12 protein-coding genes are annotated in these 16,244 nt (G+C 43.5%); 11 read left to right on the top strand and 1 reads right to left on the bottom strand.

Annotated features, from left to right (window positions below):
• The first annotated feature begins 75 nt into the window (after positions 1–75).
• The 10 genes from AKG39_RS12465 to AKG39_RS12420 all read left to right on the top strand — a co-directional run bounded on the left by AKG39_RS12465 (position 76) and on the right by AKG39_RS12420 (position 12,934).
• Positions 76–1,170, top strand: coding sequence for a BMP family ABC transporter substrate-binding protein (locus tag AKG39_RS12465; protein ID WP_050740732.1), 1,095 nt, complete (start codon positions 76–78; stop codon positions 1,168–1,170).
• 69 nt (positions 1,171–1,239) lie between these two features.
• The gene (locus AKG39_RS12460; RefSeq protein ID WP_050740731.1) at positions 1,240–2,766 is read left to right on the top strand and encodes an ABC transporter ATP-binding protein; all 1,527 of its coding nucleotides are present in this window, start codon (positions 1,240–1,242) and stop codon (positions 2,764–2,766) included.
• Positions 2,763–3,827, top strand: coding sequence for an ABC transporter permease (locus AKG39_RS12455; protein ID WP_050740730.1), 1,065 nt, complete (start codon positions 2,763–2,765; stop codon positions 3,825–3,827). Before AKG39_RS12460 ends, AKG39_RS12455 begins: the two co-directional genes overlap by 4 nt.
• Positions 3,828–4,760: an ABC transporter permease gene (locus tag AKG39_RS12450; protein ID WP_050740729.1), complete on the top strand. Its 933-nt coding sequence runs from the start codon at positions 3,828–3,830 to the stop codon at positions 4,758–4,760. It begins immediately after the preceding gene.
• A gap of 412 nt (positions 4,761–5,172) precedes the next feature.
• The gene (gene aroB / locus AKG39_RS12445) at positions 5,173–6,240 is read left to right on the top strand and encodes a 3-dehydroquinate synthase (RefSeq protein ID WP_050740728.1); all 1,068 of its coding nucleotides are present in this window, start codon (positions 5,173–5,175) and stop codon (positions 6,238–6,240) included.
• Between the two features lie 82 nt (positions 6,241–6,322).
• Positions 6,323–7,624: a 3-phosphoshikimate 1-carboxyvinyltransferase gene (gene aroA / locus AKG39_RS12440; protein ID WP_050740727.1), complete on the top strand. Its 1,302-nt coding sequence runs from the start codon at positions 6,323–6,325 to the stop codon at positions 7,622–7,624.
• Entirely contained in the window at positions 7,602–8,681 is a 1,080-nt protein-coding gene (gene aroC / locus AKG39_RS12435) for a chorismate synthase (RefSeq protein ID WP_050740726.1), read from the top strand. Before aroA ends, aroC begins: the two co-directional genes overlap by 23 nt.
• A gap of 84 nt (positions 8,682–8,765) precedes the next feature.
• Positions 8,766–9,059 (top strand): chorismate mutase, encoded by a 294-nt coding sequence (locus AKG39_RS12430; RefSeq protein WP_050740725.1) that lies wholly within the window; start codon positions 8,766–8,768, stop codon positions 9,057–9,059.
• Between the two features lie 6 nt (positions 9,060–9,065).
• A complete protein-coding gene (locus AKG39_RS12425) occupies positions 9,066–9,353 on the top strand; it encodes a hypothetical protein (RefSeq protein WP_050740724.1) in 288 nt (95 codons plus the stop codon).
• A gap of 152 nt (positions 9,354–9,505) precedes the next feature.
• Complete coding sequence (locus AKG39_RS12420; protein ID WP_050740723.1) at positions 9,506–12,934, top strand: pyruvate carboxylase; 3,429 nt, start codon at positions 9,506–9,508, stop codon at positions 12,932–12,934.
• A gap of 80 nt (positions 12,935–13,014) precedes the next feature.
• Here the strand turns inward: AKG39_RS12420 and AKG39_RS12415 are convergent, their stop codons facing one another.
• Positions 13,015–15,240, bottom strand: coding sequence for an Ig-like domain-containing protein (locus AKG39_RS12415; protein ID WP_050740722.1), 2,226 nt, complete (start codon positions 15,238–15,240; stop codon positions 13,015–13,017).
• 700 nt (positions 15,241–15,940) lie between these two features.
• Between AKG39_RS12415 and AKG39_RS12410 the strand changes: the two genes are divergently transcribed.
• Positions 15,941–16,243, top strand: a complete 303-nt coding sequence (locus AKG39_RS12410; RefSeq protein ID WP_050740721.1) for an STAS domain-containing protein — start codon at positions 15,941–15,943, stop codon at positions 16,241–16,243.
• Position 16,244: the final 1 nt, after the last annotated feature.

Below are 16,244 nucleotides of genomic sequence, written 5' to 3'. Positions count from 1 at the left end.
AGTTAAAATATCAATGTGGAGAGGTATTGTTAAAAAACAGCACCGAACATAAATTATTCTATTAGGAGGAAAAAGGTGAAAAAAAGAATAAGTGTAATTTTATTAGCGTTGGCAATGGTTGTTGTAAGTGTTGCCGGATGTAGTTCTGGAACCACTTCTGACAAAAGCGACGTTGTTAAGGCTGGTTTTCTGTATGTAGGCCCTGCTGATGACGGCGGTTGGTCTCAGGCCCATGATCAAGGCCGTGCGAAAATGGTAGAGAATCTGGGTGGGAAAGTTGAAACCATCGTTAAAGAAAATGTACCTGAAGAAAAAAGTGCTGTTATCTCATCAATTAGAGATATGGTTGATCAAGGTGCTACCATTATTTTTGGTACCAGCTTTGGTTTTATGGATGGTATGGCAGAAGCAGCCAAAGAATTCCCGGATGTTAAATTTGAACATTGTTCAGGTTATATGACAGCTGATAATTTAGGAACCTATTTTGGTAAAATTGAAGAACCAAGATACCTCTCCGGAATGGTTGCAGGTTTAGCCACAAAATCAAATAAAATTGCTTATGTTGCAGCAATGCCGATTCCAGAAGTTATTCGCGGAATTAACGCATTCGCTCTTGGCGTAAAAGCAGTGAATCCAGATGCAACAGTAAATGTATCATGGACCAACACCTGGTACGACCCAACCGTTGAAAAAGCAGCAGCAGAAGCCCTTATTCAACAAGGTTGTGACGTAACAGCTCAGCATCAGGATTCAACAGCGACAATGGAAGCAGCAAAAGAAGCTGGAAAATTATCCGTCGGATACGATCTGAGTGCGGCAACAACTATGCCAGAAGTATACATGACAGCTCCTCTTTGGGATTTCAGCGGTTACTATACCGATGCAGTTCAATCAGTCATTGACGGTACCTGGGTATCTGATCAGTATTGGGGTGGTATGAATGACGGAATTGTTTTATTAGACGATTTAACTGCTCTTGCACCGGGAGCCGCTCAGGCCCAGGTAGATACTGCAGAAAAAGCGATTAAAGATGGCAGTCTTGTTATTTTCTCAGGTGAACTTAAAGACCAAACCGGAACTGTACGCGTGAATTCAGGTTCAACTATGACCGATGAAGCACTTCTAAGTATGGATTGGTTTGTCGACAATGTAGTAGGAACATTAAATTAGTCATAAAAATGTAATGACGGACAGAGTCCTCTGGACTCTGTCCGCTGTTTTTATAGTGAAGGTGAAAAAATGAATGATGAATATGTCGTAAATATGAAGAATATTACCAAGGTTTTTGGTAAGGTCAAAGCCCTGGATCATGTGGAATTTTCATTAAAAAAGGGAGAAATACATGCCATATTAGGTGAGAACGGAGCAGGGAAAAGCTCACTGATGAACGTTCTTAATGGAATTTATATGCCCGATGAAGGGCAAATTGAGGTTAAGGGTCAAACCGTGACCATCAGTTCGCCAAAAGATGCCCTGGACTTGGGAATTGGTATGTTACCACAGCATTATAAATTAGTGGACGTTTTTTCCGCTCTTGAAAATGTTGCGGCCGGAAGTCGAAAGACAACCCCTTTTTTAAATAAGAAAAAGATTTTAGATGAGATGGGGAAATTGATCAACCAACTGGGAATGGACATTGATCCCAATAAAAAAGTATATGCCATGTCAGTGGCGGAAAAACAAAGTCTTGAAATTTTTAAAGTACTGTACCGTGGCGCAGACATATTAATTTTGGATGAACCCACTGCGGTGCTCACCCCCCAGGAAATAAAAAACCTGTTTCAGATTATCAGAAAAATGGTCGGTGTGGGGTGCTCGGTGATTATTATTACCCATAAACTGGACGAGGTTATGGAAATCAGTGATCGCATTACCATTATGCGAAAAGGCACCTTCATTCAGACCGTGGATAAAAAAGATACAACCCCTGAGAAATTAGCCGGAATGATGGTGGGTGATGTGATGGAACTTAATATTCCTTGGGTTGAAGTAGAACGGGGCGAAAAAAGTCTTGAAGTTAAAGACCTTATCGCCATTGATAAGAACAAGGTGGCGGTACTGGATCATGTGAGCTTTGACCTTTATGCCGGTGAAATTCTCGGGGTTGCCGGCATTGCCGGAAGCGGACAAAAAGAACTGTGTGAAGGCATCGCCGGACTATATCCTATTAAGTCCGGGGAAATTATTTTTGATAATACCAACATTGTTGGAAAAAACCCTGAAGATATCAGCAAGATGGGTATCAGTCTCAGTTTTGTTCCCGAGGATCGATTGGGAATGGGGCTGGTATCGTCCATGGATATTATCGACAACGTGCTCCTTAAGGATTATAAAAACAAAAAGGGAATGGGGATTTCCAGAGTCATATCCAGGGGAAAAGCCTTGGCTTTGGTGGAAAAATTAAATGTTTCAACCCCTGGTATTGAAAACCATGCGGTAAGTCTGCTCTCTGGAGGGAACATTCAAAAGGTTCTACTGGGCCGGGAAATTGAACTTCAGCCTAAATTAATGCTGACCGCCTATGCAACAAGGGGACTGGATGTAAGATCCTCACAGATTATTTATGATTTATTGAATAATGAAAAAAAGAAAATGATACCCATCCTGTACATTGGTGAAGATCTTGATGTGCTTATGAGCTTGTGTGATCGCATCGTCGTGTTGTGCGAAGGCAAGGTCACTGGTATTGTTGATCCCAGAAAAACTACAAAAGAAGCCATTGGTCTGCTGATGTCCGGGGTGATGGAAGAAGGTAAAAAAGAATGATCCATGTTGTAAAGAAAGATAGCCCTAAAACCAGGGATACCATAATAATAAGATTACTGGCAATTTTGGGGGCCTTGTTGGCAGCTTCGATTATTGTGATTTTTGCCGGGGCCAATCCCATCGAATTATACATTGGCATTATTGAAGGTTGCTTTGGCAATCTCTACCGGTTTGCGGCAACCATTCAGAAAATGGTTCCTCTGCTGGTGCTTTCTTTAGGGGTCATGGTAGCCTTTAAAATGAAGTTCTGGAATATTGGTGCAGAAGGTCAATTTCTCATGGGGGCCGTGGGCGCTGCCCTTGTGGTTCGATACCTTCCGAATTTGCCCCTGCCGGTGATGATTTTTGCTATGGGCGTGCTGGCCTTTGTTTTTGGTGCCATTTGGCTGCTGATACCGGCTTTTTTCAAGGCAAAGTTTGGTACTAATGAAACGCTGTTTACCCTGATGATGAATTACATAGCCCTTAACCTGGTGGTTGCACTGCAATATGATTTTTGGAAAGATCCCGGAGCCAGTGGGATGCCAAAGATTGCCAATTTCCCTGACAATGCCTTATTGCCAAGCGTTAGCGGTTTTAATTTGAGTATTGCATTTGCCATTATACTGGTGATACTGATCTATTTTTTGATGAATTATTCAAAAATCGGGTTTGAAATTACAGTGTTGGGTGAAAGTGAAAATACAGCCCGTTACATTGGCATCAATATCACCAAAACAATTATCACCGCGGCACTGATCAGCGGCGGTCTTTGCGGACTTGTGGGAATGTTTCAAACCGCCGGGATCAGTGGTGCTCTTTCCGTTGAAATCACTGGTGGGCTTGGCTTTACGGCCATAATCGTGGCCTGGCTGTCGGGACTCAAGGTGCCCTTTATTGTTTTGAATTCCTTTGCTTTTGCGGTGCTGCTCCAGGGGGGGTCGTATATTCAAACGGCTTTCCAGATTCCCGGTTCAGTGGCAGAGATGATTCAGGCCATTATTCTTTTCTTTATTCTTGGCTCTGAATTTGCACTGCATTATCGATTTATATCAGATAAAAAGAAACGAGAGGTTGCATAAATGGAATTTGTATTTTTTTTAAGTGCGGCGGTTAAGGCCGGAACATGTTTACTGTATGCAACCCTTGGCGAAATTATTTCTGAGAAAGTTGGTCATTTAAATCTTGGGGTTGAAGGAATGATGCAAATCGGTGCCGTCATTGGTTTTATTGCCGGATTTACCTTTGGAAATCCCTATTTAGCGGTTCTTTGTGCTGCGCTTGCAGGTGCGGCGGGGGCACTGATATACGGCGTCCTCACCGTGAGTCTAAAAGCCAACCAGGTCGTTACCGGACTGGCACTTACTATTTTTGGGATTGGCTTTGCTGCCTTCTTCGGAAAGTCGTTTGTCGGGAAAAAAGTACCGGAAGCGATTGTGACTTTTTTCCAACCCATAAAATTGCCCGTTCTTGGGGATATTCCTTATATTGGACAAATCTTTTTTAATCAAAGTGTTTATGTTTATTTCTCTTATCTGCTGGTCATTGCGGTTTATATTTATCTGTATAAAACCAAGTGGGGACTGAATACCCGAATGATCGGTGAAAATCCTGTGGCAGCCGATGCCAGTGGTATCCCGGTGGATCGCTACAAGTACATTAATATTGCCATCTGCGGAGCCCTGTGTGGTTTGGGTGGCGCCTTTTTATCTCTGGTTTACATCAGCATCTTCCCGGTAAACCTGGTTAGCGGTCGTGGTTGGATCGCCGTGGCCCTGGTTATTTTCGCCATGTGGAACCCGGGCAAGGCCATGCTGGGTGCCTATTTCTTTGGCGCCATGGACATCGCCAGCTTCTGGCTGCAAAAATACAACCTGCCCATTTCCATTTATTTTTTCACAGCCCTGCCATACCTGGCAACCGTCTTTGTGCTTGTATTTACTTCCATCCGAAAGCGTGCTAACAAAAAAGAACCGGCATGGCTCGGAAAAAATTACTTCAAAGAAGACCGTTAGAATTAAATCACAGCTGCAAAGGGCTTTGTCCACAAATATAAAAGCAGAAGAGTAAGTCCCGGGACAATCGTAACATCAGTTGTCGGCATCAGGGCGAACAGGCGCTAGCCTGTCCGATCATGCAGCCGACAACGATTTACCATTGTGCCTGGGACGATTTTGCCAAACTAATTGGCGCATCAGATTTTAGATAAAGCAGAAAAGTAAGTCCCGGAGACAATCGTAACATCAGTTGTCGGCATCAGGGCGAACAGGCGCTAGCCTGTCCGATCATGTAGCCGACAACGATTTACCATTGTCCCCGGGACGGTTTCACCAACAGACCAGCCGTCTTTTTTTAGACGGCTTTTTTTGCACAAATCGGAAATTATGGTATAATAGAAGTGAAAATTAAAAAGGAGCCCAGAGAATAATGAAAGAATTGATTTGCACAACGTCGAATACTCATCAATACCCGATTATGATCGAAAAAGGATTAAAGAGTCGATTGTCACAAATGAAGGCGCTGTTTTCTCAATACCATAAGGTTATGATTATTACAGATAAAAATGTTGCCAAAGAATATCTGACCGAGGTTGAACGGCAAGTACGGATGTCAGGTCCTAAGGTTTACAATATTGTGGTACCACCGGGAGAAAAAAGCAAATGCCTCGACCAGGCATCAAGCATATATAATGAATTAGTAAAATGCAATATTACCCGCAGTGATGCCATTCTTACCCTGGGCGGCGGCGTAGTTGGCGATTTAGGCGGATTTTGTGCGGCAACCTATCTCAGAGGCATTGATTTGATCCAGTTACCCACCTCTCTGTTGGCTCAGGTTGACAGCAGTGTCGGGGGCAAGGTTGGCATTGATCTTGATTATGGAAAAAATCTGGTGGGGGCATTCCACCAGCCCAAAGCCGTGATCATCGATCCGCTTTTTTTAGAAACCCTGGAAGATCATTACATGATTGATGGCATGGCCGAGGTCATTAAGTACGGCTGCATCAGCAGTGCCAATCTTTTTGTCAAACTAATGGGTTACACCTATCATGAAGATCTGATTGAAGATATCGAAGAAATTATTGCCCGGTGCTGTCAGATTAAACGGGATATCGTCGAGGAAGATGAACACGAGCATGGCATTCGCAGGACCTTGAATTTTGGTCATACCATTGGTCATGTCGTGGAGACCTTTTATAAATTTAAAAAATATTCTCATGGCGAAGCAGTGGCCATCGGCATGGCTCAAATTACGAAAAAAACCGTGGCCGAAGGAATTTCCCAAGCTGATACCTACCGCAATATCGTTGAAATTCTAAATGCCTATGGATTGCCGTCAAAGCTGCCAAACATGCCTTTAGACAAGGTTCAGGAAATTCTGTTCACGGATAAAAAATTCGAGAATGAAGCCCTTCATATTTGTGCATTGGAAAAAATTGGCAAGGCCGAAATTGTGAAAATTCAAAAGCAGCAGGCCATTGAGCTCTTCAAATAAGAAGTGGTTTTGTGAAGAGACAGCAATGCGGCACGAAAAGGTCTAAACCTTCAAAACGAAGAGAAATAAATGAGGATTAGGAATGAAAACAGTTGAGATTAAACCCGGAAAACTCAGTGGCAGCCTGGAGATTCCGCCGTCTAAAAGTGTGAGCCACCGTGCCATTATTTCAGCCGGCTTAGCCCGGGGAGAAAGCCTTATTTCCAATGTGCTTTTATCCCAGGACATGATTGCCACATGTACCGCCATGGAGGCCCTGGGCGCAGAAATAGACTATCAGAAACAGGCGAATTACCGTCATACCCTCAAGATAAAAGGCTGTGATGTTTTAAAATTAAACACCACCGAAATAGATTGTAATGAATCCGGATCGACCCTGCGCTTTATGATCCCGGTTTTATTACTCCAGAACCAAAGGGTTGTGGTTACCGGTAAAGGGCGGTTGGTAACACGTCCCATGACACCCTATTATGACCTCTTTAGAGAAAAATCAATTGCTTACGAACACCTGAAACAAAGCCAGGATCTGCCACTTGCCCTGAAGGGCAAGTTAACTCCGGGAACATATCGTCTTGAGGGCTCGGTGAGTTCCCAGTTCATCACCGGCTTACTTTTTGCCTTGCCGCTGCTGCCCGGAGACTCCATTATTCAAATGACATCGCCACTGGAATCCAAGCCCTATGTGGACATCACCATCGATGTCCTGAAATCCTTTGGGATCGTCATTGACAATGAAAATAACGAGCGTTTTATAGTTAAGGGTAATCAGGCTTACACCGCTTGTGACTATCGAGTGGAAGGCGATTTTTCCCAGGGGGCCTTCTGGCTGGTTGGTGGAACCATTGGTGATAGGATTCAGTGCAACGATTTAAACCAAAGCTCACGACAGGGCGATAAGGTCATCGTTGATATTATCAAGACCATGGGTGGTGACTTGGATATTAATCCGGTGGGCATTGTTGCGAAAAGCAACAAAACCCGGGGCATTGAAATTGATGTTTCCCAATGTCCGGATCTGGTGCCAATTCTGGGGGTCCTGGGGAGCCTCAGCACCGGGACCACCCGAATCATTAATGGCGAACGGCTGCGGTACAAAGAGTCCGACCGTTTGATGGCTACCGCCGAAGTGCTTAACGCTTTAGGTGGCAAGGTCACTGAAACAAAGGACGGCCTGATTATAAAAGGCGTTGAAAAACTTACCGGCGGCCGAGTGAAAAGTCATAATGACCATCGGATCGCCATGGCTGTGGCCATGGCCTCGATTGTTTGCGAAGGAACCATCATTCTTGAAGGTGCGGAAGCGGTGAATAAATCCTATCCTCATTTTTGGGAAGATTTTGAAAAAATCGGAGGTGAAGCCATTGGGATCAACCTGGGGAAATAATCTAAAAATTTCAATTTTTGGGGAATCTCATGGAGAAGGCATTGGCGCTGTGCTGGATGGCTTGCCTCCTGGCGTTCCCATTGACCTTACCAGAATCCAGCAGGAGCTTAACCGTCGGTCGGCCAAAGGGAATCCCCTGGCAACACCACGGAAAGAAGAGGATCAAATTGAGATCCTCAGCGGCGTATTCAATGGTAAAACAACCGGAGCACCATTAACCGGACTGATTCGCAATGAAAATACCCGGTCCGGGGATTATTCGAAAACCAAGGATTTAATGCGTCCCGGTCATGCGGATTTCAGCGGTAATATACGCTTTCAGGGCTTCCAGGATTATCGCGGCGGCGGTCACTTTTCAGCACGGCTCACCGCGCCTCTGGTTTTTGCAGGTGCGGTTGCCAAAGAGGTTTTACGGGTCATCAAACCCGCGCTTATCATCAGCAGTCGGATAGTTTCCATTGGCGGCATCAGTGATGTATCATTGCCCCAGTGGCAGGATTATGATGATTTAAGCAACAACTTTAAAAATCCGGCGTTTCCCCTGTACACCCCGGATCTTGAAATATCGATGAAAGATGAAATTATTGCTGCCATGAACGATCATGATTCCGTCGGCGGGATTATCGAAGGATTTGTAATTGGCTTAGATCCGGGCATCGGCAATCCTTTTTTTGAATCCATAGAAAGTCGGCTGGCCAGCATCCTGTTTTCAATTCCAGGAGTCAAAGGCATTACCTTCGGGGCCGGATTCGGTCTGACCAATAAGCGCGGGTCCCAGGTCAATGATCCCATGATCATCAACAATGGCAGGGTTGAAACCCTGACCAATAATAATGGTGGGATTAACGGCGGTATTTCCAATGGCATGCCCGTGGTATTCCAGGTAGCCATGAAACCCACACCTTCCATTGGAAAGCAACAGCAGACCATTAATCTGGCCGCCATGGAAAATGCTTCCCTGGAAATTGTGGGAAGGCATGATCCCTGCATTGTAGTAAGAGCTTTTCCGGTAGTCGAAGCTGCCACCGCCCTATGTTTGGTGGATTTTTTGATTTAGCTGTTTAAAAAGTCATTGCGAAACTGTTCGTACAATTAAGAATGCTTTGACAATCGACTAAGTTGTTAACCTGAGGAGGATAAATTGGAAGCATTGGATGCGATTCGAAAAAAAATTGATGAAATTGATGGTGAGATGCGTGTTCTTTTTGAAAAACGAATGGACTGTATCCAGAAAGTTGCTGAATATAAATTCAACAAAAATGAAAAAATATTCGATCAAAGCCGTGAACAATCGGTCATTGAAAAGAACCTGAAGCTCCTTGAAAAACAGGAATATAAATCCGCGTATCATGACTTTCTGCAAGTACTGATGGATAGCAGCAAAGACTACCAGAAAGACTGGATTGCATCTCAAAAAGCCGATTCTCATGAGTGATGTAAAATGAACTTGATGATGCTGTTGATTGTGCTTGCCATTGTCGTTCCCGGTTACTTTTTAGTTAGTCGGTTATCCGGTAAGCTATATTCCTATAATGATGAATTGGATAAGGAAACCGAGGATCTTAATGGATCTGATGGCTTAAAGGAAGAAAATGACGGCAATGAAATTGAAAACGAGTCGGATATGCTCAATGAAGAAAGTTCAGAGAAAAATGACCTTGAGATTCCTGATGAAGCGATTATAAGTAAAATAGAGACTCAAACCTTTAAGAAAGACTCGGAAACATAAGAAATTCCCTGGAAATGAAAAAAAACAGGTGTTTTAATAAAAAATAGCTTTAATAATCAGACACAATTTTATATAATAACTACAACCAATTTTTAAGAAGGTTGTAGTTATTTAGAGTGTATAAAAATGCGTTTAAGAAAGCAGAAGGTAATATGAAGAAATTTAGTAAAATATTAATAGCTAACCGTGGCGAAATAGCCATCCGTATCATTAGAGCCTGCCAGGAGCTGGGCATTCGTTCAGTTGCCATTTATGCCCAGGAAGACAATCTATCGCTGTTCAGAACAAAAGCCGATGAGTCCTACCTGATCACAGGAACAACAGGACCTGTGGAAGCCTATTTGGACATGGATAAGATTATTACCCTGGCCAAGAAAAAAGAAGTGGATGCCATTCATCCCGGTTACGGATTTTTATCCGAAAATCCTTTGTTTGCAAAACGCTGCCAGGAAGAAGGCATTGTTTTTATTGGACCTACCCATGAAATGATGGAAAAAATGGGGGATAAAATCCAGTCTAAAATAGTGGCAAAAACGTTAAATGTGCCAACAATTCCCGGAGTGGAAAAGCCCATTACTTCAGATGCTGAAGCCATTGCCTTTGCCAATGAGGCCGGATATCCGATTATTTTAAAGGCCGCTGCCGGCGGTGGTGGTCGTGGCATGCGGATTGTCCGGGAACAAAAGGATTTATTAAAAGAATTCCATTCCGCCACCAGTGAAGCCACCAAGGCTTTTGGGAACGGCACTATTTTTGTGGAAAAATATCTGGAAGAACCAAAACATATTGAAGTCCAGATTCTGGGGGATAACTACGGAAACATTGTCCATCTTTATGAGCGGGATTGTTCCATTCAAAGACGGCATCAGAAGATCATTGAATTCACCCCATCCCTGAGCATTGATGATGAACAAAGGCAAGCCATTTGCCGTGATGCCATTAAGCTCGCAAAGGCTGTTAATTACCGTAACGCCGGTACCATTGAGTTTCTGGTGGATAAAAACGGGGATCATTATTTCATTGAAATGAACCCCCGAATTCAGGTGGAACATACGGTCACCGAGTTGGTCACCGGGATCGATCTGGTTCAGTCGCAGATTTTAGTTGCCCAGGGATTACCCCTGCATTCCGATGAAATCGGAATACCAGGTCAGGACGCCATAAAACCAAGAGGGGCTTCCATCCAGTGCCGAATTACCACCGAAGATCCTAAGAATCACTTTATGCCGGATACCGGCCGACTGGACGTCTATCGAACAGGCAGTGGTTTTGGTATCCGTCTTGATGGCGGGAATGGATTTACCGGAGCGGAAATTTCACCGTACTATGATAGTCTTTTGGTAAAAAGCACTTCTTTTTCCAGAAACTTTGAGGATGCCCGCCGTAAAGCCGTTCGCGGACTTAAGGAAATGGAAATTGAAGGCGTCCAGACCAATAAGGACTTTTTAATCAACGTTCTTGAGCATCCTGTTTTTGTCAGTGGAAATTGTGATACAAAATTCATTGATGATCACCCGGAATTATTTAACATCGAAGAACAAAAGAGTGAAGCATCCAATATCTTGCAGTATTTCGGAAATATCATTGTCAATGAAACCTTTGGGAATAAACCGGATTTTGACGAACCTTATATCCCCGCCATTCCAGAGGAAAACAATCTTCGCGGCACCAAACAAATTTTGGATGAACAAGGCCCGGATGGTTTGGTAAAATGGATCAAGGAACAGGAAAAGCTGTTAATTTGCGACACGACCCTTCGGGATGCCCATCAATCCATTGCCGCAACCCGGGTTCGTAGTCGGGACATGATAAAAATAGCCAGAGAAACCGCAGCCCTGGCTCCGGATTTGTTTTCCCTCGAAATGTGGGGGGGCGCAACCTTTGATGTGTCCTACCGCTTTTTAAAGGAATCACCCTGGCGTCGTTTGGATGAACTGAGAAAGCGGATCCCGAATATTTTATTCCAAATGCTCCTGCGGGGAGCCAATGCTGTGGGATACAAAAATTATCCGGATAATGTAATTCGCGCTTTTGTGCAGCAATCTGCAAAAAGTGGGATTGATATCTTTCGTATCTTTGATTCCCTTAACTGGATGGAGGGTATGAAAATTTCCATTGAGGAAGTTTTAAAAACAAATAAGATTGCCGAAGTGAGTATCTGTTATACCGGAGATATCCTGGATATCTCCAGAACGAAATACAATCTGGATTATTATCTGCGAATGGCCCGTGAAATTGAAAAAACCGGTGCCCATATTTTAGCGATTAAAGACATGTCCGGGTTATTGAAACCGGGAGCGGCCTATAAACTGGTAAAAGCATTAAAAGAAGAGGTTAGCATGCCGATTCACCTCCATACCCATGATACCACTGGAAATGGAGTAGCCACCGTTCTGTTCGGATCCATGGCCGGGGCTGACATCGCCGATGCCGCCCTTAATGGCCTCAGCGGTCTGACCTCCCAGCCAGCTCTTAACTCCATTGTGGCAGCCTTGGAAAACACTCCAAGAGACACCGGATTAAGTCAGGATGAGCTCCAGATATTATCTGATTACTGGGGTGCCAGTCGTCAAATGTATGGAAAATTCGAATCAGAACTTAAATCCGGATCCACGGAAATTTATAAATATGAAATTCCCGGGGGACAATACTCGAATCTCAGAGCCCAGGTTGAAAGTTTTGGCCTCGGTCATAAATTCAGAGAAGTTAAAGATAAATACATGGAGGCCAATCTGATGTTGGGGGATATTGTTAAGGTAACGCCATCCTCTAAAACCGTCGGAGATTTAGCGATTTTCATGGTTCAAAACGATTTGACTGTGGATAATATCCGGACCAAGGGACGCGAACTTTCCTATCCGGACTCGGTGGTGGATTTTTACAAGGGCATGATCGGTCAGCCAGAAGGCGGATTTGATCCTGAACTCCAAAAAATTGTTCTAAAAGGCATCGAGCCGATAACGGTTCGTCCCGGCACCCTGCTTCCAGATGAAAATTTTGAAGCATTGCGTCTTCAGTTTATGGAAGACTATGAATACATTTTGGACGACCGAGAGGTTCTCAGTGTGGCTCTTTATCCAAAGGTGATGAAGGAATATGTTGAGTTTCTTCAGGAAACCGGTGATTTCATGCGAATGGAAAGCCATAACTTCTTCTACGGTCTCAAAAAAGGCGAAGTTACCGTGGTAGAAATGGATGAAGGCAAACAGTTCATCATTAAGCTTGTAAATATTGGACCACCTAACGATGAAGGCATGCGTTCAGTGATGTTTGAAGTCGATGGCTTCCGTCGGGAAATTTATATTGAAGATAAACGCAGTCTTTCTGCAAAAGAAAAAACCACCATGCTTAAAGCTGATCCAAAAAATAAAAAGCAAATCGGCTCCGGTATCCCCGGAACGGTGCTCAAGGTTTTGGTGAACGAAGGCGATGCTGTGGTTAAAAACCAGGCATTGGTTATTGTCGAAGCCATGAAAATGGAAACCGAAATGGTCGCCAGTGAAGATGGCGTCGTCAAAGGAATCTATGTTTCAGAAGGCCAAAGTGTTCAATCAGGCGAACTGGTCGTGGAAATGGTATAGGCGGCCTCCAGAAATTAAAATTTACAAACAAAAAGGAGCGATGATCCGCTAGCGGATCATCGCTCCTTTTTTATTTATTATTAATTCACAATTACGGAAACAGGGAGGCTCACCGCCGTTACGGCTGATGTATCAGCCTGGGTGTTGGTGATCTCAGCATAGTAATAAGTGGTGCCGGGAACAGCTTTGGCAGTGGTGCTTAGGGTTGCCCCGGTTGCCCCGGGAATAGCCGTGCCCTCGGCATTTACAGCTTTGGTTTGTTCAAACCATTGATAGGATAAGCTGCCGCCATTTACAACACTCGCCGTCACCGAAAGGTTCATGGGTGCGGATAGAGGGGTACTGGCAATAGCAATCGGTTGAGTCGTTACAGCGGGTAATTCAGCCAGAGCGGCCGGATTGGCCGCAGTCGGTCCAGTTACAACCGTACCAGCGAAAAATTTAACGGGAGCTGCATTTTCAGCAGTAATATCACAATAATAATAAATAGTACCCGGGGTTGTTGATACTGGCGGATCATAGGATGCACCAGTGGCTCCGGCAAGAGTGGTATTAACATCAATTCCATTAATATCTTTTGTGGTTTGAGACCATTGATAACTCAGGGTCTTCCCTTCGGTGACAGTGGCAACAGCTTTAAATTCACTGGGATCACCATTAAGATAGATTCGCTGCGATGTTAAAAGTGAGGTTACGGTAATGATCGGCTGTGGTTTTACCGTTAATTGAATCACCGGCTGGACGGCATCCGTATTGAGATAGCCGCCAGGTAAGGTTAGTGTCCCCAGATAGGTTGTTTCGCCGACTTTCTTTGTATCAGCATTGGTTGGGGTCCAGTTAACAGAAACAGGAAATGTTTCTGTCCCATAACCCTGGGCGATGACAACAACAGGCAAAGTATTACTGGCATTATAATCAATGGTTTTCGAAATCGTATTATTGACAGCAGTAATGGTATCGATCATCATCACAGCGGTGATATTGGTTTTTACTGACAGGTTTGAGACAGCAGTTTTACTGCCATCCTGGGTTCTGGCAGTGATGCTTACATCACCATTTGTAATGGGGGTGACCAAGCCATTTGCCACAGTGGCTATTCGGGTGTCTGAAGATTCCCAGGAAACTGTTTTATTCGCGGCATTTTCAGGCAGCACGGTGGCAGTTAAAGCCAGAGTATTGCCCATCAGCAGTTCAGAACTTACCGGCGTAATCGCAACAGATGCAACCCCGATGGTGCCTGGAACAATAAGCGCCGGAGGTGCCGGCAATACACCGGGAATTTCAGCGGGAACAATGAGGCGGTAAGAAGAGTTTTCTTCGCTACTGCTGGTGAAACCATTAGACGAACCGGATCCCGACCAGGAATTAAGTGTGCTACTTCCCGATGATGTCGTTTTGACAGTTGACGTGGACACCATGTAGCCACCTTTTGGATCGGTTACCACGGGTTTCGCGGTGGTGTAAATAACATCTGGAACAACAGACCCTGTGAGGTTGGCGGCATTATTGGTGGTTGCAGCAGTAATACTACCCTCGCCATTAATGACAACCAAAGCATCCGTGCCAATAGCGGCGATGACAGCATTATTCCCAAGGGTAACGACAGTGCCTTTACCCGCCCCGGTAAGAAGCAAGGCACCGACATTTGCATTGATATTCAATTCAACCCGGGCTTCGGTTTCAATTTTATCCACGACGGCATTGGTTTCAAGTATTGATCCCACCGCATCCGGTCCAAAAGAAACAGTTTTGGTAGGTGTATTGAGAACAATGTCAGCAGGTCCCTGTGCCTGGATGTTTTCAATGATCGCACTGTCCTGTGAGATTATCGAGGTACGTCCGGCCGTCTTTTCAACGATCATATTCTTAACATAGCTGTTTTCAGTGGCAATAATGATACATGGCTGCCTGGCGGTAAGGGTTTCGACCTTAGCATCCCCCAGTAAAACAAGCTTGACACCTAGCTTATCAACAGTAATTTGCTGGTAGCTGCCACCATTAATATAGATGGCATCACCGCCGCCTTGAATGAGCAGCTCACCTTTAACTTCACTCGCTGTAAAATGAACATCACCCTCTCCGACGGATTCGCCAACAAGGACATTCCCAGTGAAGGTGGCATTTTCAATGGTGACCCCGGGCACGGTAATTTCGGCATTCTTATAGGTTGCCTTTTCGGTATACGTCCCGGCCACACCATAGGTTTTTATTTCGGAAGATTGTTGCTCACAGCCCCGGACAAATAAAATGGCGGTGACAAGAATGAGTAAGATTAGTACAATGGCGATAATCGAATTTTTTTTCATTATTCACATTTCCTTCGTTTAAATTAGGTGATTTCTCAAAATTTTGTCATATGTTGCAATTCTATCATAATTAGTTCAAATTGTAAATACTATGTAACCAAATTGTAAAATAAATTTATGATATGACACTTTCATTTTGGGGTGTTTTTTTTTTGAAAAAAAAAGAGAACCCCAAAAGGTACTCTTATGTATATATATTATGGAGGAGATGAGATGCTCCAACCCGTTTTATGACAGATAGTGGATTGATAAAACTATAATTCACACTTTTATTATTATAGTATTCAATACTTAAAATCCGATTAATTCTGCTTGAAGTTTGATAGTTAATCAGGCAAGAAGCTTGATAAATCAGGGCTTTAAGGCCAATTAGTTATAATAATTTGAAAAATCAGGAAAGTTAAGCTTCAGTAGAAGAGTCTTAGTGACCATGAAATTAACATAAACAGTTGTAAAGAAATATATTTGAGGAGCTATACACTATTGCATGATAAAAAATACTATGGTATTATTAGAAAAATTCTTAAATTTAAGAAATCAATCAGTGACTAATTGTTTATTCAGGGGATGTATATAAGTTGGATGAATTTTATATGTTTGTAGAATAATCATGGAAGACGGATGCATTAAAAAATGATATTGTAATTCTGAGCAAAAGTGTTTAGAGTTTTATATAATAATCAATAAATAAGGAGCGCAAATGGAAATTAAGTGTAAACAAGAAAATGAGGCAACTGTGGTTGATCTAATTGGACGTATTGATACCAACACGTCAGCGGATTTTCAAAAAGAACTTGAGGAGTATTACACCAAAGAAGGGTTTAGCTTAATTCTTAATTTTGAAAACCTGGATTTTGTCAGCAGTGCCGGACTGAGAGTGTTGCTGTTGATTCAAAAAAAAGCCAATGCTTTAAAAGGCAAAATGCTGATTAAAAATGTCAAACCGGAAATACAGGAAGTTTTTGAAATGACCGGTTTTTCTGGGATTTTAACCATCGAATAGT

Source organism: Acetobacterium bakii (assembly GCF_001263355.1).
GTDB classification, from domain to species: Bacteria; Bacillota; Clostridia; order Eubacteriales; family Eubacteriaceae; genus Acetobacterium; species Acetobacterium bakii.
The sequence above is the reverse complement of the archived record's forward strand: the minus strand, read 5'-3'. Positions and strand labels throughout refer to the sequence as shown.